The sequence below is a fragment of the Serratia sp. OLAL2 genome (assembly GCF_002752475.1).
In the GTDB taxonomy this organism is placed as follows: domain Bacteria; phylum Pseudomonadota; class Gammaproteobacteria; order Enterobacterales; family Enterobacteriaceae; genus Serratia; species Serratia bockelmannii.
Genome location: NZ_MSTL01000017.1, coordinates 332974 through 352486, shown reverse-complemented (window position 1 = coordinate 352486; position 19513 = coordinate 332974). Strand labels below are relative to the sequence as shown.

At 60.6% G+C, this 19513-nt stretch carries 20 protein-coding genes and 1 tRNA gene; 18 read left to right on the top strand and 3 right to left on the bottom strand.

Annotated features, from left to right (window positions below):
- Positions 1-158 precede the first annotated feature (158 nt).
- Both lpcA and BVU99_RS13350 read left to right on the top strand, forming a co-directional pair.
- Positions 159-740 (top strand): D-sedoheptulose 7-phosphate isomerase, encoded by a 582-nt coding sequence (gene lpcA / locus BVU99_RS13355; protein ID WP_004930220.1) that lies wholly within the window; start codon positions 159-161, stop codon positions 738-740.
- 98 nt (positions 741-838) lie between these two features.
- Positions 839-1642, top strand: a complete 804-nt coding sequence (locus BVU99_RS13350) for a class II glutamine amidotransferase (protein WP_025301665.1) — start codon at positions 839-841, stop codon at positions 1640-1642.
- On the opposite strand, the gene dpaA is transcribed toward BVU99_RS13350, so the two are convergent.
- Positions 1577-2344 (bottom strand): peptidoglycan meso-diaminopimelic acid protein amidase, encoded by a 768-nt coding sequence (dpaA, locus tag BVU99_RS13345; RefSeq protein ID WP_025301666.1) that lies wholly within the window; start codon positions 2342-2344, stop codon positions 1577-1579. The two genes, BVU99_RS13350 and dpaA, sit on opposite strands and share 66 nt — an antisense overlap.
- A 554-nt stretch (positions 2345-2898) precedes the next feature.
- Between dpaA and BVU99_RS13340 the strand changes: the two genes are divergently transcribed.
- Genes BVU99_RS13340 through nqrM form a run of 8 tightly spaced genes read left to right on the top strand, consistent with a single transcriptional unit; the run spans position 2899 to position 10008 of the window.
- Positions 2899-4248, top strand: coding sequence for a Na(+)-translocating NADH-quinone reductase subunit A (locus tag BVU99_RS13340; RefSeq protein WP_049208695.1), 1350 nt, complete (start codon positions 2899-2901; stop codon positions 4246-4248).
- Positions 4249-4251: 3 nt separating this feature from the next.
- Positions 4252-5493 (top strand): NADH:ubiquinone reductase (Na(+)-transporting) subunit B, encoded by a 1242-nt coding sequence (locus tag BVU99_RS13335; RefSeq protein WP_016928991.1) that lies wholly within the window; start codon positions 4252-4254, stop codon positions 5491-5493.
- Positions 5483-6277 (top strand): Na(+)-translocating NADH-quinone reductase subunit C, encoded by a 795-nt coding sequence (locus BVU99_RS13330; protein WP_025301668.1) that lies wholly within the window; start codon positions 5483-5485, stop codon positions 6275-6277. The genes BVU99_RS13335 and BVU99_RS13330 overlap by 11 nt, the downstream gene beginning before the upstream one ends.
- Positions 6270-6899: an NADH:ubiquinone reductase (Na(+)-transporting) subunit D gene (locus BVU99_RS13325; RefSeq protein ID WP_004930232.1), complete on the top strand. Its 630-nt coding sequence runs from the start codon at positions 6270-6272 to the stop codon at positions 6897-6899. The genes BVU99_RS13330 and BVU99_RS13325 overlap by 8 nt, the downstream gene beginning before the upstream one ends.
- Before the next feature lie 6 nt (positions 6900-6905).
- Positions 6906-7502 (top strand): NADH:ubiquinone reductase (Na(+)-transporting) subunit E, encoded by a 597-nt coding sequence (gene nqrE / locus BVU99_RS13320; RefSeq protein ID WP_004930235.1) that lies wholly within the window; start codon positions 6906-6908, stop codon positions 7500-7502.
- Between the two features lie 15 nt (positions 7503-7517).
- Positions 7518-8741, top strand: coding sequence for an NADH:ubiquinone reductase (Na(+)-transporting) subunit F (gene nqrF, locus BVU99_RS13315; protein ID WP_025301669.1), 1224 nt, complete (start codon positions 7518-7520; stop codon positions 8739-8741).
- Entirely contained in the window at positions 8742-9773 is a 1032-nt protein-coding gene (locus BVU99_RS13310; RefSeq protein ID WP_049206250.1) for an FAD:protein FMN transferase, read from the top strand.
- A 7-nt stretch (positions 9774-9780) separates the two neighbouring features.
- On the top strand, positions 9781-10008 hold the full coding sequence (gene nqrM, locus BVU99_RS13305; protein WP_016928987.1) for a (Na+)-NQR maturation NqrM: 228 nt from the start codon (positions 9781-9783) through the stop codon (positions 10006-10008).
- Between the two features lie 26 nt (positions 10009-10034).
- Here the strand turns inward: nqrM and BVU99_RS13300 are convergent, their stop codons facing one another.
- Positions 10035-10931, bottom strand: a complete 897-nt coding sequence (locus BVU99_RS13300) for a glycerophosphodiester phosphodiesterase family protein (protein ID WP_038628925.1) — start codon at positions 10929-10931, stop codon at positions 10035-10037.
- Positions 10932-11114: 183 nt separating this feature from the next.
- On the opposite strand from BVU99_RS13300, the gene dinB reads away from it, so the two are divergent.
- Positions 11115-12176 carry a DNA polymerase IV gene (gene dinB / locus BVU99_RS13295; protein WP_025301672.1) on the top strand — a complete coding sequence of 354 codons (1062 nt, stop codon included), beginning with the start codon at positions 11115-11117 and terminating at the stop codon, positions 12174-12176.
- A gap of 41 nt (positions 12177-12217) precedes the next feature.
- Here the strand turns inward: dinB and pepD are convergent, their stop codons facing one another.
- Positions 12218-13678 carry a beta-Ala-His dipeptidase gene (gene pepD / locus BVU99_RS13290; RefSeq protein WP_025301673.1) on the bottom strand — a complete coding sequence of 487 codons (1461 nt, stop codon included), beginning with the start codon at positions 13676-13678 and terminating at the stop codon, positions 12218-12220.
- 337 nt (positions 13679-14015) lie between these two features.
- Between pepD and gpt the strand changes: the two genes are divergently transcribed.
- The 7 genes from gpt to BVU99_RS13255 all read left to right on the top strand — a co-directional run bounded on the left by gpt (position 14016) and on the right by BVU99_RS13255 (position 19487).
- Positions 14016-14474 carry a xanthine phosphoribosyltransferase gene (gene gpt / locus BVU99_RS13285; RefSeq protein ID WP_025301674.1) on the top strand — a complete coding sequence of 153 codons (459 nt, stop codon included), beginning with the start codon at positions 14016-14018 and terminating at the stop codon, positions 14472-14474.
- A 141-nt stretch (positions 14475-14615) separates the two neighbouring features.
- Positions 14616-15863 (top strand): esterase FrsA, encoded by a 1248-nt coding sequence (frsA, locus tag BVU99_RS13280; protein WP_021504999.1) that lies wholly within the window; start codon positions 14616-14618, stop codon positions 15861-15863.
- A gap of 60 nt (positions 15864-15923) precedes the next feature.
- On the top strand, positions 15924-16325 hold the full coding sequence (gene crl, locus BVU99_RS13275; RefSeq protein WP_004930258.1) for a sigma factor-binding protein Crl: 402 nt from the start codon (positions 15924-15926) through the stop codon (positions 16323-16325).
- 116 nt (positions 16326-16441) lie between these two features.
- Positions 16442-17545 carry a glutamate 5-kinase gene (proB, locus tag BVU99_RS13270; protein WP_015376738.1) on the top strand — a complete coding sequence of 368 codons (1104 nt, stop codon included), beginning with the start codon at positions 16442-16444 and terminating at the stop codon, positions 17543-17545.
- Between the two features lie 9 nt (positions 17546-17554).
- Positions 17555-18808 (top strand): glutamate-5-semialdehyde dehydrogenase, encoded by a 1254-nt coding sequence (gene proA, locus BVU99_RS13265; protein WP_015376739.1) that lies wholly within the window; start codon positions 17555-17557, stop codon positions 18806-18808.
- 190 nt (positions 18809-18998) lie between these two features.
- Positions 18999-19074, top strand: a tRNA-Thr gene (locus BVU99_RS13260).
- Positions 19075-19268: 194 nt separating this feature from the next.
- Positions 19269-19487 (top strand): TM2 domain-containing protein, encoded by a 219-nt coding sequence (locus tag BVU99_RS13255; protein ID WP_015376761.1) that lies wholly within the window; start codon positions 19269-19271, stop codon positions 19485-19487.
- Positions 19488-19513: the final 26 nt, after the last annotated feature.

Here is a 19513-nt window from a genome sequence, read left to right as displayed (position 1 = left end):
AGTTTAATTACAACTCACGTCACAAACTGACAGCACCAATCATCAAAAACCTCCCCGCTTCCTTAACTGGCGCGCTGTTTGGCTGAGAATGCTTCTCGCTGTTTCCGCGATCCGGTACACTGCGAAGCGGAAGATTTGACGATAACAAGAGGTTCCTCATGTACCACGACCTTATTCGCAGTGAACTGAACGAAGCAGCTGATACCCTGGCGAAATTTATCAATGACGACGCCAACATCGACGCCATCCAACGTGCGGCGGTGCTGCTGGCGGATTCCTTCAAAGCCGGCGGTAAAGTGATTTCCTGCGGCAACGGCGGTTCCCATTGCGACGCGATGCACTTCGCCGAAGAGCTGACCGGCCGCTACCGTGAAAACCGCCCGGGCTACCCGGCAATTGCCATCTCGGACGTGAGCCACCTGTCCTGCGTCAGCAACGACTTCGGTTATGAGTATGTGTTCTCGCGCTATGTGGAAGCGGTGGGCCGCGAAGGCGACGTGCTGCTGGGCATTTCTACTTCCGGCAACTCCGGCAACATCATCAAGGCCATCGACGCGGCGCGTGCCAAGGGGATGAAAGTGATCACCCTGACCGGCAAGGACGGCGGCAAGATGGCGGGTTCCGCCGATGTGGAAATTCGCGTGCCGCACTTCGGCTACGCCGACCGCATTCAGGAAATCCACATCAAAGCGATTCACATCTTGATTCAGCTGATCGAAAAAGAGATGGTTAAGGCTTGATAGCCTTCGGGGAGCTGCGGCTCCCCCAGGAATAAGACGGCGGACGCCGCATGGTGCGTCCGCACAGCCTGTGTCAGTGTGGTTAAGGAGTGCTGGCGATGTGTGAACTGCTCGGGATGAGCGCAAACGTACCGACCGATATCTGCTTCAGCTTTACCGGCCTGGTACAGCGCGGCGGCCGCACCGGGCCGCATAAGGATGGCTGGGGCATTACCTTCTATGAAGGGAACGGCTGCCGCACATTCAAGGATCCGCAGCCGAGCTTCAACTCGCCGATCGCCCGCCTGGTGCAGGACTATCCGATCAAGTCCTGCGCGGTGGTGTCCCATATTCGCCAGGCCAACCGCGGCGAAGTGGCGCTGGAAAACACCCATCCGTTCACCCGTGAACTGTGGGGCCGCAACTGGACTTACGCGCACAACGGCCAATTAAAAGGCTATCGTCAGCTGGATACCGGCACGTTCCGCCCGGTCGGCCAGACCGACAGCGAATACGCGTTCTGCTGGCTGCTGCATCAGCTGGCGCTGAAATACCCGCGCACCCCGAGCCAATGGCCGGCGGTCTTCCGCTATATCGGCCTGTTGGCGAACCAGCTGCGCAAGAAAGGGGTGTTCAACATGCTGTTGTCGGACGGGCGCTTCGTGATGGCCTATTGCTCCACCAACCTGTATTGGATCACGCGCCGCGCGCCGTTCGGTAAGGCGACGTTACTGGATCAGGATGTGGAGATCGATTTTCAGCAGCAGACCACACCGAACGATGTGGTCACGGTGATCGCCACCCAACCGCTGACCGCCAACGAAACCTGGCACAAGATTGAGCCAGGCGAGTTCGCGTTATTTCACTTCGGTGAGCGGCTTGTTCTGAGCGAAGGGATTGGTGTTGGGCGTCGGGCTGGCTGACGCGTACTGCGTCATCTGGCCGCTGCTCATCAACGGTTGACCCAGCACATACTGGCCGTTGTCTACGGTCATCATCGGCGGCTGGTGGTTCTTCGCGAAGTAATCGTAACCCGGCTTCAGCTGGCGCCAGAAGGCGATATAGCTGGATGACGCATGGCGCTTGAGGTTTTGCTCGGTCATGCGGAACGGATAGATGCTGATATCGACGCGGCTTTGGCCATAGGCAAAAGCAGCTTCGACGTAGCGATAGATCTCATCCATATAGGTGTTGGTCATCGCGTAACAGCCGATCGATTTACATTCGCCGTGGATCATCAGATAAGCGCCGGAATAGCCCTGCGATTTATCGTAATCGTTAGGGAAACCGATATTGATCGCCCGATAATACTTGCTGTCGGGTTTCAGATGGCGTGCGTCAACGCTATAAAAGCCTTCCGGACTTTTAAAGTCGCCTTCACGACGTTTAGGACCCAGCCCGCCGGAGAAATTACAGATCGGGAACGTGTTGACCAGGCGGAATTCATTGCCCATTTTGGCATACAATTCCAGCTTGCGTTCCTCTTTGAAGATCTGAATATAGACCGGCGAACCCAATAATTGCTGTTTAACTACCGGTGCTTCGGGTACCTGCTCGCTGGCGCTGCAGGCCGTGATCATCGGCATAGAAACAAGCATCGCAAACAACAGCGCGATTTTGCTCATTATTATTCCTGCTTATATTTATCTGCCGGCGTAATTGAGGTTGGCCAGCATGCCACTGATTATTGTTTTTACTGCTGCAAAACACCGCCAGATTACCAGCGCGTTTATTTTTAGCAATACGTGATATGTATAAAAAAACGACAAAGCTCGATAAAAGTGAAATGACCGGCAGATTTTAACGATAAGTAGTGAAAAACAGGCGAAATTTAATTGCGTTTGCTTGACCCAAGTCACGACGGAACGCAGAACAATGTTGCGAACAATGTTAATATTCTCTCTTCAATTTAACGCACTGTGGCGATTGAAGCGGCAAGAGTTATTGCATATAACCCGGCCGTTTTGATGGTTATTTGGCTACATGCCGTTAACACATCGACTGTCGCGCAAACAACGGAAAGGGGGATTCAAGGGAATGCGCGTTACCCCAGTTTTTCACTGCGAGAAAGTTCATGTTGGGCGTGCCGTTGTGCGCACTGCCCGGCAATCCTGGCATCGTCAGCACCCGCCTCTGGGGCCGGTCAGACGTGTAAACCCAACTACATCGTATAAATCCTATGATTAAGATCAGAAAAGGGTTAGATCTGCCGATAGCCGGAGCCCCGGTTCAGGCGATCCAAGATGGCCCGAACATTCAGCATGTCGCCCTGCTTGGGGAAGAGTATGTCGGAATGCGCCCCTCCATGCTGGTGCAGGAAGGCGATACCGTTAAGAAAGGCCAGGCGTTGTTCGAAGATAAGAAAAACCCCGGGGTTTTCTTCACGGCTCCCGCCAGCGGCCGCATCGTCGCGATTAACCGCGGCGAGCGGCGCGTATTGCAATCGGTGGTGATTGCGCTGGAAAACGGCGGCGACGATCAGCTCGAGTTTGCGCACTACCCGCAGGGGGAATTGGCCCAGTTGCCACGCGAACAGGTCGAGAGCGAACTGATCGCCAGTGGCCTGTGGACCGCGCTGCGCACCCGCCCGTTCAGTAAAACGCCAAGCCCCGGCAGCGAACCGCGCGCCATTTTCGTCACCGCGATGGATACCCAACCGTTGGCTGCCGATCCGCAGGTGATCATCGCCGAGCAGCAGGCGGCGTTCAACGCCGGGCTGGTGGTCTTGGCACGCCTGACGGCGGGCAAGGTGCACGTATGTCACGCCGCCGGCGCCTCCGTTGGCCAGCAGAGCGGCCCGCAGATCGCCTACAGCGAATTTGCCGGCCCGCATCCCGCCGGGCTGGTGGGCACCCACATTCACTTCCTTGAACCGGTTAGCCTGAAGAAAATCGTTTGGCACATCGGCTACCAGGACGTCATCGCCATCGGCACGCTGTTCACCACCGGTAAGCTCGATACCCGCCGGGTCGTGGCGCTGGCCGGGCCGCAGGTGGCGCAGCCGGCGCTGCTGCGCACCCGCCTGGGGGCCAGCCTCGAGGAGCTGACCGCCGGCCGCCTGAAAGACGGCGAGAACCGGGTGATCTCCGGTTCGGTGCTGAACGGCATGCACGCCGCCGGGCCGAACGCCTGGCTCGGCCGTTTCCACTCGCAGGTGTCGGTGCTGGAAGAAGGGCGCGACAAAGAGCTGTTCGGCTGGATCGTGCCGTCGCCGAACAAGTTCTCTATTACCCGCACCACGCTGGGCCACTTCCTGAAAAACAAACTGTTCGCCTTCTCGACCACCACTAACGGCGGCGAACGCGCCATGGTGCCGATCGGCAACTACGAGCGGGTGATGCCGCTGGATATTTTGCCGACGCTGCTGCTGCGCGATTTGCTGGCGGGCGACAGCGACAGTGCGCAGGCGCTGGGCTGCCTGGAGCTGGACGAGGAAGATCTGGCGTTGTGCACCTTCGTTTGCCCCGGCAAGTATGAGTACGCGCCGGTGCTGCGCGAGGTGCTGACCAAGATTGAGCAGGAAGGATAACCGATGGGCCTGAAGAATTATTTTGAGAAGATAGAGCATCACTTCACGCCGGGCGGCAAACTGGAAAAGTGGTACCCGCTGTATGAAGCGACCACCACGGTGTTTTATACCCCCGGAACGGTGACGCGCGGCGCTTCGCACGTGCGTGACGCCATCGATTTGAAACGCATGATGATCCTGGTGTGGCTGGCGGTGTTCCCGGCGATGTTCTGGGGCATGTACAACGTCGGCCAGCAGGCGATCCCGGCGCTGCACCATCTGTACAGCGGCGACGCGCTGCAACAGGTGCTGGCGGGCGACTGGCATTATCGTCTGGCGCAGTGGCTAGGCGCCTCGCTGGCGGCCGACGCCGGCTGGGTCAGTAAGATGGTGCTGGGCGCCTGTTACTTCCTGCCGATATACGCCGTGGTGTTTGTCGTCGGCGGCTTCTGGGAAGTGCTGTTCGCCATTATCCGTAAGCATGAGGTTAACGAAGGCTTCTTCGTCACTTCAATCCTGTTTGCGCTGATCGTGCCGCCGACCCTGCCGCTGTGGCAGGCCGCGCTGGGCATCACCTTCGGCGTGGTGGTGGCCAAAGAGATCTTCGGCGGCACCGGGCGCAACTTCCTCAACCCGGCGCTGGCCGGCCGCGCCTTCCTGTTCTTCGCCTATCCGGCGCAGATCTCCGGCGATTTGGTGTGGACCTCCGCGGACGGTTTCTCCGGCGCGACGCCGCTGGCGCAGTGGAGCGCAGGCGGGGCGCACAGCCTGAGCAACGTGGCCACCGGCCAGTCCATCAGCTGGCTGGACGCCTTCCTCGGCAACATTCCCGGCTCCATCGGTGAAGTCTCCACGCTGATGATCCTGATCGGCGGGGCGATTATCCTGTTCGGCCGCGTGGCCTCCTGGCGCATCGTCGCCGGCGTGATGCTCGGCATGGTGGCTTCTGCACTGTTGTTCAACGCCATCGGTTCGGACACCAACCCGATGTTCGCCATGCCGTGGTACTGGCATCTGGTGCTGGGCGGCTTCGCCTTCGGCATGATCTTTATGGCGACCGACCCGGTTTCCGCCTCCTTCACCAATAAGGGGAAATGGTGGTACGGCATTCTGATCGGCGTGATGTGCGTGCTGATCCGGGTGGTCAACCCCGCCTATCCGGAAGGCATGATGCTGGCGATCCTGTTCGCCAACCTGTTCGCACCGCTGTTCGATTACCTGGTGGTGCAGGCCAACATCAAGCGGAGAAAAGCCCGTGGCGAATGAAGCGAAAAACGACGGCATCGGTAAAACGCTGCTGGTAGTGCTGCTGCTGTGTCTGGTGTGTTCAGTGGTGGTGGCGGGCTCCGCCGTCGGCCTGAAGTCCAAACAGCAGGAGCAAAAGCTGCTCGATAAGCAGCGCAATATTCTCGACGTAGCCGGCCTGTTGCAGCCGAAAATGGAGAGCGAGCAGGTCAAGCGTCTGTACAGCGAGCGCATCGAACCGCGCCTGGTGGATCTGAACAGCGGCGAGTTTGTCGCTGGCAAGGCGGCGGCGTTCGATCTGGGCGCCGCGCTGCGCGACGACGCCAAAAGCGTGGCGTTGCCCGCGGGCGACGATCCGGCCGGTATCAAACGCCGTAGCAACCAGGCGGAAATCTACCTGGTGCGCGACGAAAGCGGCCAGGTGAACAAGCTTGTGCTGCCGGTATACGGCACCGGCCTGTGGTCGATGATGTACGCCTTCGTGGCGCTGGATAACGACGGCAATACGGTCAAGGGCATCACCTACTACGACCAGGGGGAAACCCCAGGGCTGGGCGGTGAGGTCGAGAATCCGTCCTGGCGCCAGCAGTGGGTCGGTAAACAGCTGTTCGACGACAACGGCCAGCCGGCGATCCGCGTGGTGAAAGGCGGCGCACGTCAGGGGGATGTGCACGGAGTGGACGGCCTATCCGGCGCCACGCTGACCTCCAACGGTGTGCAGCATACGTTTGATTTCTGGTTGGGCGAGCACGGCTTCGGCCCGTTCCTGAAAAAAGTTCGTGAAGGAGCGCTGAAAAATGGCTGATTCCAAAGAGATAAAGCGGGTCCTGCTGGGGCCGCTGTTCGACAATAACCCGATCGCCCTGCAGGTGTTGGGCGTCTGTTCTGCGTTGGCGGTGACCACCAAGCTGGAGACGGCGGTGGTGATGACCATTGCGGTGACGCTGGTGACCGCGTTCTCCAGCTTCTTCATCTCGCTGATCCGTCACCATATTCCCAACAGCGTGCGCATCATCGTGCAGATGGCGATCATCGCCTCGCTGGTGATCGTGGTCGATCAGCTGCTGCGCGCTTATGCGTTCGAGATCTCCAAGCAGCTGTCGGTGTTCGTCGGCCTTATCATCACCAACTGCATCGTGATGGGGCGCGCCGAGGCTTACGCCATGAAGTCGCCGCCGATCGAGAGCTTTATGGACGGCATCGGCAACGGGCTGGGTTACGGGGTGATCCTGGTGCTGGTCGGTTTCCTGCGCGAGCTGATTGGCTCCGGCAAGCTGTTCGGCGTCCCGGTGCTGGAAACGGTGCAGAACGGCGGCTGGTACCAGCCGAACGGCCTGTTCCTGCTGGCGCCGAGCGCGTTCTTCATCATCGGCCTGCTGATCTGGGTGCTGCGCACCCTGAAGCCGGCGCAGATCGAAAAGGAGTAAAGGCCGATGGAACACTATATCAGCCTGTTTGTGCGCGCGGTGTTCGTCGAGAACATGGCGCTGGCGTTCTTCCTCGGGATGTGTACCTTCCTGGCGGTGTCGAAGAAGGTCTCGACCGCCTTTGGCCTGGGCATCGCGGTGACCATCGTGCTCGGCATTTCGGTGCCGGTGAACAACCTGGTCTACAACCTGATCCTGCGCGACGGCGCGCTGGTGGAAGGCGTCGATCTGAGCTTCCTCAACTTCATCACCTTCATCGGCGTGATCGCGGCGCTGGTACAGATTTTGGAGATGATCCTCGATCGCTTCTTCCCGTCGCTGTATAACGCGCTCGGCATCTTCCTGCCGCTCATCACCGTGAACTGCGCCATCTTCGGCGGCGTGTCCTTCATGGTGCAGCGCGACTATAACTTCGCCGAATCGGTGGTGTACGGCTTTGGTTCCGGCACCGGCTGGATGCTGGCGATCGTCGCCATGGCGGGGATCCGCGAAAAACTCAAGTATGCCAACGTGCCGGCAGGGCTGCGCGGCCTGGGCATTACCTTTATCACCACCGGACTGATGGCGCTGGGCTTCATGTCCTTCTCCGGTGTTCAGTTGTAAAGGCAGGAAGAATTTATGGAAATTATTTTAGGCGTAGCAATGTTCACCACCATCGTGATGGTGCTGGTGTTGCTGATCCTGTTCGCCAAATCGAAGCTGGTGAACACCGGTGACATCGCGGTGGAAATCAACGGCGATCTGGATAAGAGCTTCCATGCGCCGGCGGGCGACAAGCTGCTCAACGTGCTCTCCAGCCAGGGGATCTTCGTCTCCTCGGCCTGCGGCGGCGGCGGTTCCTGCGGCCAGTGCCGGGTGGTGATCAAAGAGGGCGGCGGCGATATCCTGCCGACCGAGCTTTCGCACATCAACAAGCGCGAAGCGAAAGAAGGGTGCCGCCTGGCGTGCCAGGTGAACGTGAAGCAGAACCTGAAGATCGAGCTGCCGGAAGAGATCTTCGGCGTGAAGAAATGGGAGTGCGAGGTTATCTCCAACGATAACAAAGCCACCTTTATCAAAGAGCTGAAGCTGAAGATCCCCGATGGCGAGGACGTGCCGTTCCGCGCGGGCGGCTTTATCCAGATCGAAGCACCGGCGCACGACATCAGCTACGCCGACTTCGACGTGCCGCAGGAGTATCGCGGCGACTGGGACAAGTTCAACCTGTTCCGCTACCGCTCGACGGTGAACGACACCACGGTGCGCGCCTACTCGATGGCCAACTACCCGGAAGAGAAGGGCATCATCATGCTCAACGTGCGTATCGCCACGCCGCCGCCGAACAATCCGGACGTGCCGCCGGGCATCATGTCTTCCTATATCTGGTCGCTGAAAGCCGGTGATAAGGTGACCATCTCCGGGCCGTTCGGCGAGTTCTTCGCCAAGGACACCGACGCCGAAATGATCTTCATCGGCGGCGGCGCGGGCATGGCGCCGATGCGTTCGCACATCTTCGACCAGCTCAAGCGCCTGAACTCGAAGCGCAAGATCACCTTCTGGTACGGCGCGCGTTCGCTGCGCGAGATGTTCTATGAAGACGACTTCAACCAGCTGCAGGCGGAGAACGAAAACTTCACCTGGCACGTGGCGCTGTCGGATCCGCAGCCGGAAGATAACTGGACCGGCTACACCGGCTTTATCCATAATGTTCTGCTGGAGAACTACCTGAGGAACCACCCGGCACCGGAGGACTGCGAGTTTTACATGTGCGGGCCGCCGATGATGAACGCCGCGGTGATCAAGATGCTCAAAGAGCTGGGCGTCGAAGACGAAAACATCATGCTGGATGACTTTGGTGGCTAAATGCGCGCATGGGCGATGAAGAACTGGCTGACGGGCGTGGCGCTGAGCGCCACCCTGCTGCTGACCGGCTGCGGGCCGGAACAGGTGGATCTGACGGGTAAAACCATGGGCACCTCGTATTCGATCCGTTACGTGACTGGCGACAATACGCCGTCGGCGCGCGAGATGCAGGCGGAGATCGACAAACGGTTGGAGCAGGTGAACGATCAGATGTCCACCTACCGGCCGGATTCCGAGCTGAGCCGCTTCAACGCCAGCCGCGACATTGACCGGCCGTTCCCGGTTTCGCCGGCCACCGCCGAAGTGGTGCGCGAAGCGCTGCGCATCAACCGCGTCACCGACGGTGCGCTGGACGTGACCGTCGGGCCGCTGGTCAACCTGTGGGGCTTCGGCCCGGAAGGGCGGCCGGACAAAGTGCCGAGCGAGGCGGAGCTGGCGCACCGCCGCGCCTGGACCGGCGCCGACAAACTGTCGGTGCAGGGCAGCGCGCTGGTGAAAAGCATCCCCGAGCTGTATGTCGATCTGTCGTCGATCGCCAAAGGGTATGGCGTGGACGTGGTGGCGGAATATCTGCAGTCCCGGCATGTGAAGAACTACATGGTGGATATCGGCGGCGAGGTGCGCACGCGCGGGCATAACGGCGAGCAAAAGCCGTGGCGCATTGCCATCGAGCGCCCGACCGCCGGTACGCAGCAGCAGGCGCAGCTGGTGATCCAGCCGGGGGAGATGTCGATCGCTACCTCGGGTGACTATCGCAACTACTTCGAGCAGGACGGGGTGCGCTATTCGCACACCATCGATCCGGTCACCGGCCGACCCATTCACCACCGTTTGGTGTCGATCACCGTGCTGAGCCCGACCTGCATGACCGCCGACGGCCTGTCCACCGGCCTGAACGTCATGGGGCCGGAGCGCGGCCTGGCGCTGGCCAACCTGCTCGGCATTCCGGTGTTCATGATCGTGAAAACCGCCGACGGGTTTGAGGAGCGTTACTCAGACGCGTTCAAGCCCTATCTGAAAAAGCGTTCGTGAGGTTGCTATGTTGACGGTATTCGCCGCTACTTTCGTGTTGTTCCTGCTGATCGTCGGCGGCATGTCGCTGGGCTATGTGTTCAAACGCAAAAGCCTGCAGGGCAGCTGCGGCGGCATCACCGCGCTGGGCATGGAGAAAGTCTGCGACTGCCCGGAGCCGTGCGATGCGCGCAAAAAGCGCGAAGCCAAAGCGGCGCAGCGGCGCGAGCAGTTGGAAAAGCACCGTATTCTGTAGCGAAAACCCGGCCTTGGCCGGGTTTTTTATTTCGCCTTGCGGAAGCTTTTCGCCTCGGCCGGCGAGTTGACCATCACGCCGTCAGCGCCCAGCGCCAGCGCCTGCTGATATTCCTGCGGCGAGTTGACGCCGAACAGGATAATGTGCGCCGGGCCCTGCGAGCGGAAACAGTCCATCGACTCTTTATCCCAGGTCAGAAACGCCTTCGAACGCCCTTCGCCGAGGGTATATTTCTCCACCACTTCCACCTCGCGCTTCAGCTCCAGCCCGTACCAGCGCGGCTGCCGGTTGTCCGGTTTGACGTCGCACTGGTGCGCCATGGTGACGTTGGCCAGCAGCGTGCGGGTTTCGTCGCGGCTTTCAAAGCGCGGGATGGCCGGCGGCAGCGCCTGCAGGTATTTGGCGTCGGTAGAGTAGACGCGGATGCGGTTCAGGCTGTCGGTGCTTTGCAACGTCGCCAGCAGCGTTTGGCCAAACTGCGCCGGATCGGCGTCCGGAGATTTGATGTCCAGATAAAAAGTGACGTGCGGAAACGCTTTAAGCACGTCGTCGAGCCGTGGAATGCCGATACCCTGGCCGCGGAACGGGTGTGCGTCACCCTTGGCGAAGGCCCAACCGGCGTCGGTCTCGGCCAGCTGCGCGGCGGTATAGGCAGAAACAGGACCCTGCCGGTTGGTCAGCGCTTTCAGATCCGAGGGGCGATACAGCACGATGATGCCGTCTTTGGATTCTTGCAGGGTGATCCAGATGGCGTCGGCGCCGTTTTTCAGCGCGGTTTCGATGGCGATGCGAGTGTTTTCCGGCGCATCGGCGGTGCCGCCGCGATGGGCGACGATCGCCGGCGCATGACCGGCCGCGGCGCTGGCCGCCAGCGCGCTCAGCGACAGCGCGGAAGCCAGCAGCAAATGAGAAAATCTGATCATGTAGGGTACCTTGTCGTTATCGTTGTGGTGAGCCGCACGGGATGGCGGAAATCATACTATTGAAAAATTAAGCTTTTTTAACAACGCGGAAATATCTGTCAGAAACGCCGCTTTCCTCGAGCTCTGCGGCCTTGAGCTTTTGGTACCTGGCTGTATACTTATACAGTATTGTTGGAGGGTGCGATGCGTAAAATCATTCATGTCGATATGGACTGCTTCTTCGCGGCAGTGGAGATGCGCGACGATCCCAGCCTGCGCGATATCCCGCTGGCGATTGGCGGTAGCGCCGATCGCCGCGGGGTGATCAGCACCGCCAACTACCCGGCGCGGCGCTACGGCGTGCACAGTGCCATGTCCACGGCGATGGCGCTCAAACTGTGCCCGCATCTCACCCTGCTGCCGGGGCGCATGGCGGCCTACAAAGAAGCTTCGCTGCACATCCGCGAAATCTTTGCCCGCTATACCCCGTTGATCGAGCCGCTTTCGCTCGACGAGGCCTACCTCGACGTGACCGACAGCCCGCAATGCAACGGTTCGGCGACGCTGATCGCCCAGGAAATCCGTCAGGCGATCGCCGACGAGCTGAACCTCACCGCGTCGGCCGGCATCGCGCCAATCAAGTTTCTCGCTAAAATCGCCTCCGAGATGAACAAGCCGAACGGGCAATACGTGATCACGCCGGCGCAGGTGCCGGCGTTTTTGCAGCAGCTGCCGCTCAGCAAGATCCCCGGCGTCGGCAAGGTGACCGCCAAGCGGCTGGAGGAAGTGGGGCTTATCACCTGCGCCGACGTGCAGCAATACGATTTGGCGCAGCTGCTCAAGCGCTTCGGCAAGTTCGGCCGGGTGCTGTGGGAGCGCTGTCAGGGCATCGATCGGCGCGAAATCTCTCCTGAGCGGCTGCGCAAATCGGTGGGGGTGGAGCGCACGCTGGCGGAGGATATTCACGACTGGGAAGACTGCGAAACGCTGATTATCGACAAACTCTATCCCGAGCTGGAGATGCGGCTGCGCAAGGTGAAGCCGGATCTGCACATCGCCCGGCAGGGCGTGAAGCTGAAGTTTCAGGATTTTCAGCAAACCACCCAGGAGCACGTGTTCCCGGTGCTGAACCGGCAGGATTTGCTGGAGGTGGCGCGGCAGGCGTGGCGCGAGCGGCGCGAAGGGCGCGGCGTGCGGCTGGTGGGGTTGCATGTGACGCTGCTCGATCCGCAGCTGGAGCGGCAGCTGGCGCTGTCGTGGGAATAAAAAAGCCGGCGGTCGCCGGCTTTTTGCGTTAAGCGTGCAGATTACGCGCGCTCAGGGATTGCTTTCAGCAACGAGGTCAGCAGCTTCCAGTACAGGCCGACGCTTTCGATATGCACCTGCTCATCCGGCGAATGCGGGCCGGTGATGGTTGGCCCGATCGATACCATGTCCATGTTTGGATATGGCTTTTTGAACAGACCGCATTCCAGACCGGCGTGGATCACCATGATGTTCGGCGTCTTGTCGAACAGATCCTGATACAGCTCGCGCACCAGGTGCATCACCGGCGAGTCGGCGTCCGGCTGCCAGCCCGGGTAGCCGCCCTTCGGCGCCACTTTAGCGCCGGCCAGCTGGCCCAACGCGGTCAGCATCTCGACCACGTAGTCTTTGCCACTGTCGATCAGGGAGCGGATCAGGCAGATGATTTCCGCTTCGTTTTCGCTGGTGGTGACCACGCCGACGTTCAGCGAGGTTTCCACCACGCCTTTCACCGCGTCGCTCATGCGGATCACGCCGTTCGGCGTGCCGTTCAGCAGCGCCAGGAAGCGCTGCTGGCTGTCGGCGCTCAGCGCCAGCGAAGCGCTGGTGGTCGGCTCCAACAGCACGGTGATGTTCTTCTCTTTGGCGGAGAGTTCGTTCTGCAGCACGGCCAGGAACTCCTGGCTCAGCGCTTTCAGTACGTCGGCCTTGTCCGCCGGCACCGCTACCACCGCGGAGGCTTCACGCGGGATGGCGTTGCGCAGGGTGCCGCCGTTCAGGTCCAGCACGCGCAGGTTCAGCGCCGCCGCATGGGCGAACAGGAAGCGCGCCAGCAGTTTGTTGGCGTTGCCCAGCCCGACGTGGATCTCGGCGCCGGAATGGCCGCCTTTCAGGCCCTTGAGGGTCAGCTTCAGGGTTTGGTAACCGGCCGGCACCGCTTCGCGCTGCAGCGGCAGGGTGGTGATGAAGTCGATACCGCCGGCGCAACCCATGTAGATTTCGCCTTCTTCTTCGGAATCGGTATTGATCAGGATATCCGCCTGCAGCCAGTTCGGCTGCAGCCCGAAGGCGCCGTCCATACCCGCTTCTTCGGTCATGGTCAGCAGCACTTCCAGCGGGCCGTGCTCAACGCTGTCGTCGGCCAGCACCGCCAGGGCGGAGGCCATGCCGATGCCGTTGTCGGCGCCCAGCGTGGTGCCGCGCGCTTTCACCCACTCGCCGGCGATATAAGGTTGGATCGGATCCTTGGCGAAGTCGTGTACGGTGTCGTTATTCTTTTGCGGCACCATGTCCAGGTGCGCCTGCAGCGCGACCGGCTTGCGGTTTTCCATGCCTTTGGTGGCCGGCTTGCGCAGCAGGATATTGCCGACCTGATCGCGCTCGGCGTGCAGGTTCTTTTCTTTGGCCCAGGTGAGGATGTGCTGCGCCAGCGCTTCTTCATGATAAGAAGGGTGCGGGATAGAACAGATCTTGGCGAAAATATCCCACAGCGGCTGTGGCGAAAGCTGAGACAATTCAGACACTATAAGTCTCCTGTGACGGCAGGCTCCGACAGGACGGGCATGCCGCGCGGTTAAGGTGAGCGGGTATCTGTGCGTCGTGGCACGATCGTCAGAGAATATCACTTTATTTCCGGCGGTGCGCCCCCCGTATTGTGCGGTTTAAGCGCTTGATCACATGGCTTCGCTGCGGGAACGCTCGCTTTTTCAGCATCAATCACCGAAAAGCCGCCCGGCGGAAATCGCGAGGTTTTCCTCGGTACAGCTGGAATTCAACGCGGCCAGTCTCTATAATCTCGCGCAACCTTTTTTCCCCTGAACTACAAATAAGCCGCTTCACCGCCGGCTGGGACACGATTCTATGAGCGAAAAATACGTTGTTACCTGGGATATGCTGCAAATGCACGCACGCAAGCTGGCGCACCGCCTGCTGCCTGCCGACAAATGGACAGGCATCATTGCCGTAAGCCGCGGCGGTCTGGTACCGGCGGGCCTGCTGGCGCGCGAACTGGGCATCCGCTATGTGGATACCGTCTGCATTTCCAGCTATGACCATGACAACCAACGCGAAATGAAAGTGCTCAAGCGCGCCGAAGGCGACGGTGAAGGCTTCATCGTGGTGGACGATCTGGTGGATACCGGCGGCACCGCGAAAGCGATCCGCGACATGTACCCGAAAGCGCATTTCGTCACCATCTTCGCCAAGCCGGCGGGCCGTCCGCTGGTGGACGACTACGAAGTCGACATCCCGCAGGATACCTGGATCGAACAGCCGTGGGACATGGGCGTCAGCTTCGTTCCCCCGATCGGCGGTCGCTAAGTCCAGCCAGTTCCAGCCCAACGCCCGGTTATGCCGGGCGTTTGCGTTATCTTGGTTTATCCCGCCAGAGTTAGGTACACTACCTCCAGTTAAGTAGGCCTTTTGCGGCCTATCGCCAGATTTACGGAGGCTGTTGTTACCATGGCACAGGCCAACCTTTCTGAAATTCTTTTCAAGCCCAAATTCAAACACCCTGAAACCTCGACGCTGGTGCTGCGCGCGCGCAACAAAGTGAGCGCCGCCATGCATTCCGCATTGGAGGGCGACACCACCGGTAGCTGGTACCGCATGCTGAACCCGCTGCTGTGGGCCTGGCGCGGCGTCAGCCCGATCGAAATTCACGAAGTGCTGGCGCGCATCGCCGCCTCGGACGCCGAGCGCAGCAATCCGCAGCGGCTGGATACCGTGGTGGGCTACCGCAACGGCAACTGGATCTACGAGTGGATCCATCAGGGCATGCAGTGGCAGCAGCGGGCGACGGAACAGCAGGATCCGCTGCTCGGCGGCGAGTACTGGCTGAAGGCCGCGAGCCTGTACAGCATCGCCGGTTACCCGCACCTGAAGGGCGACGAGCTGGCCGAACAGGCCGAGATGCTCGCCAACCGCGCTTACGAAGAGGCGGCGCTGTTGCTGCCGTATCAGCTGAAAGAGCTGGAGTTCCGCATCGAAGGCGGCGGCAGCGTCACCGGTTTCCTGCACATGCCGGAGAAGGGCGAGGCGCCGTTCCCGACGGTGCTGATGTGCGGCAGCCTCGATACGCTGCAGACCGACTATCATCGCCTGTTCCGCGACTACCTGGCACCGCACGGCATCGCCATGCTGACGCTCGATATGCCGTCGATCGGTTCTTCGTGCAAATGGAAGCTGACGCAGGACTCCAGCTACCTGCATCAACAGGTGCTGATCCAGCTGGCCTCGGTGCCGTGGGTGGATCATCAGCGGGTGAGCGCCTTCGGCTTCCGCTTCGGCGCCAACGTGGCGGTGCGGCTGGCCTATCTGGAGCCTCAGCGGCTGCGCGGCGTAGCCTGCCTGGGGCCGGTGGTGCATCGCCTGCTGTGCGACAGCAGCACCCAGTTGAACGTGCCGGACATGTATATGGACGTGCTGGCCAGCCGCATGGGCATGGCTAACGCCTCGGACAACGTGCTGAAGGTGGAGCTGAACAGCTACTCGCTGAAAATGCAGGGGCTGCTGGGGCGCCGTTGCCCGACGCCGATGATCTCCGGCTACTGGGAGCGCGATACGCTCAGTCCGAAAGAGGAGTCGCAGCTGATCGTCACCTCTTCGGTGAGCGGCAAGCTGGTCGCCATCCCGCGCACCCCGGTGTACGACAGCTTCCACCGGGCGTTGCTGCAGATGTCCGGTTGGCTGAGGGACAAAATGCGTTAATTAGTTGCTAAATTTTAACAGTTTGTTAAAAAGAGTGGTCTACATTGAGGAGGTTAGAGAATGACGTTACCGAGTGGTCACCCTAAAAGCCGACTAATGAAACGTTTTGCCAGCTTGGGGCCGTACCTGCGTGAAGGGCAATGTGAAAACGACCGTTTTTTCTTTGATTGTTTGGCCGTCTGCGTCAATGTAAAGCCCGCTCCGGAGAAGCGTGAGTTCTGGGGCTGGTGGATGGAGCTTCAGGCGGAAGAGGCGCGCTTCACCTATTCGTACCAATTCGGCCTGTTCGACAAGGAAGGCGACTGGACGGCGCAAAACATTAAGGATGATGAAGTAAACGCCAAGCTGGAAGACACCCTGCGCGACTTCCATCGCCGCCTGGGCGAGCTGCTGGCGACCATGGAACTGGGGCTGGAACCCGCCGACGATTTCAAAGAAAAACTGATCAAACTCTCCGCCTGACCCCGTTTGACCACGTATTGTGCTGATTTCGCGTTGTGCCTGTTGGCATAACGCGTCTCTCCTGTTACAAAGACCTTTGCACTCTTCTTCTCATCATTACACACGGCAGAAATACTATGAACGGCAGCCAGACATTGGTTGTGAAATTGGGCACCAGCGTGTTGACCGGCGGATCGCTGCGTCTGAACCGCGCCCACATTGTCGAATTGGTGCGCCAATGTGCGCAGCAACACGCCGCGGGCCACCGCATTGTCATCGTCACTTCCGGCGCCATCGCCGCCGGGCGCGAACACCTGGGCTACCCCGAGCTGCCCGCCACCATCGCCTCCAAGCAGCTGCTGGCAGCGGTAGGGCAGAGCCGGCTGATCCAGCTGTGGGAACAGCTGTTCTCCATTTACGGCATTCACGTCGGGCAGATGCTGCTGACGCGCGCCGATCTGGAGGACCGCGAGCGCTTCCTCAACGCACGCGACACCATGACGGCGCTGCTGGATAACCGCATCGTGCCGGTAATCAATGAGAACGACGCCGTCGCCACCGCCGAAATCAAGGTGGGCGACAACGATAACCTGTCGGCGCTGGCGGCCATTCTGGCCGGGGCTGACAAACTGCTGCTGCTTACCGATCAGCAGGGCCTCTACACCGCCGATCCGCGCAACAACCCACAGGCCGAACTGATCCGTGAAGTGCACGGCATCGACGACGCGCTGCGCGCCATCGCCGGCGACAGCGTCTCCGGTCTGGGCACCGGCGGCATGGGCACCAAGCTGCAGGCGGCCGACGTGGCCTGCCGCGCCGGCATCGACGTGGTGATCGCCGCCGGCAGCAAGCCGGGCGTGGTGGCGGACGTGATCGAAGGCAAACCGGTGGGCACCCGTTTCCACGCGTTGGAAACCCCGCTGGAAAACCGCAAGCGCTGGATCTTCGGCGCGCCACCGGCCGGTGAGATCACCGTCGACGATGGCGCGGTGGAAGCGATGATGGCGCGCGGCAGCTCGCTGTTGCCGAAGGGCATCCGCGAAGTGAAGGGCGACTTCTCGCGCGGCGAAGTGATCCGCATCCGCAACCTGGCGGGGCGCGATCTGGCGCACGGCGTCAGCCGCTACAACAGCGACGCGATGCGCATGATCGCCGGGCACCACTCGCAGGAAATCAGCGAGATCCTCGGTTATGAATACGGTCCGGTGGCAGTGCACCGCGACGATATGATTGTCAGTTAAGGAGTGAGCATGCTGGAGCAGATGGGGAAGGCCGCCAAGCAGGCCTCCTGGCAGCTGGCGGTGCTGAGCACGGCGAAGAAAAATCAGGTGCTGTCGGTGATGGCCGACAGGCTGGAAGCCAACAGTGAAGCGATCCTGCTGGCGAATGAACAAGACATGGCGCAGGCGCGCGCCACCGGCATGAGCGAAGCGCTGCTCGACCGCCTGCTGTTGACCCCGGCGCGGCTGGCGGCGATCGCCAACGACGTGCGCCAGGTATGCCGCCTGAACGATCCGGTCGGCCATGTGCTGGACGGCAACCTGCTGGACAGCGGGCTGAAGCTGGAGCGCCGCCGGGTGCCGCTCGGCGTGATCGGCGTGATTTACGAGGCGCGGCCGAACGTCACCATCGACGTCGCCAGCCTGTGCCTGAAAACCGGCAACGCGGTGATCCTGCGCGGCGGGAAAGAGACGCACAACACCAACCAGGCGACGGTGAAAGTGATCCAGCAGGCGCTAGAACAGTGCGGCCTGCCGGCGGCGGCGGTGCAGGCGATCGACAGCCCGGATCGCGCGCTGGTGAACGAACTGCTGCGCCTGGATCGCTATGTCGACATGCTGATCCCGCGCGGCGGCGCCGGCCTGCACAAGCTGTGCCGCGAGCAATCGACCATCCCGGTGATCACCGGCGGCATCGGCGTGTGCCACACCTACGTGGACGCCGACGTCGATTTCGACAAGGCGCTGACGGTGATTGAAAACGCCAAGATCCAGCGCCCGAGCGCCTGTAACTCGCTGGAGACGCTGCTGGTGAACCGCAGTATCGCCGCCGAGTTCCTGCCGGCGCTGAGCGCCAAAATGGCGGCGGCGGGCGTGACGCTGCACGCGGCGGAAAACGCGCTGCCGCTGCTGCAGGGCGGCCCGGCGACGGTGGTGCCGGTGAATGCGGAGGATTACGACGACGAATGGCTGTCGCTGGATCTGAACGTGCTGCTGGTGGACGATATCGATCAGGCCATCGACCACATCCGCACTCACGGCACCAACCACTCCGACGCGATCCTCACCCGTTCGCTGAGCAGCGCCGAGCATTTCGTGCGCGCGGTGGACTCCTCGGCGGTGTACGTCAACGCCAGCACCCGCTTCACCGACGGCGGCCAGTTCGGCCTGGGCGCGGAAGTGGCGGTAAGCACCCAGAAACTGCACGCCCGCGGCCCGATGGGCCTGGATGCGCTGACCACCTACAAGTGGATCGGCTACGGCGACGATCTGGTGCGCAGCTAAGGCCGCATTGCGGTCATAAAGAGGTCGGGGTGCAGCATGCTGCGCCCTGATTGTTTTTGGAAAAGAGGGTCTGCACGACAGTCTGGTTGCTTGCAAAACAACCAAACGCCCCGGCGGCTATTGACTCATTTCGCGCGCAGGTCTACCTTGTTCAACGCACTTCCGGCTTGCCCCGCAGGCCCGGCTCGATGCCGATATAGCTCAGTTGGTAGAGCAGCGCATTCGTAATGCGAAGGTCGTAGGTTCGACTCCTATTATCGGCACCATCTCTCCTTCAGATTCCCTTTGCTTACCTTTTTGCCGGTTAAACAACCGTTTAATTAATCACTGTTATAATTACCCCTGTTGAGTCTTGATGGGTGAATGTTTTCTCCTCAAGCATTGCGATGCGGCGCTCTGTGGAGCGGCATCCGTTTTTGGACATGCCGGTGGTTCGGTGAGAAGTAAGGAGAAGTGCACTATGAGCAGAAAAGACAAGCTCGCGGCGGCCCTGCTGGCCATCTTCCTGGGTGGGCTGGGCATTCACAAGTTTTACTTAGGGATGAAATGGTGGGGGCTGTTCTACCTGCTGTTCTGCTGGACGGGGATCCCGGCAATTGTCGGCTTTATCGAAGGCATTATTTATCTGTTCCAATCGGAAGAGAAGTTCAACCAGAAATACAATCCGGGTCTGATTTAACGCGTTTTCTGGCGGCGCCTCCTGTT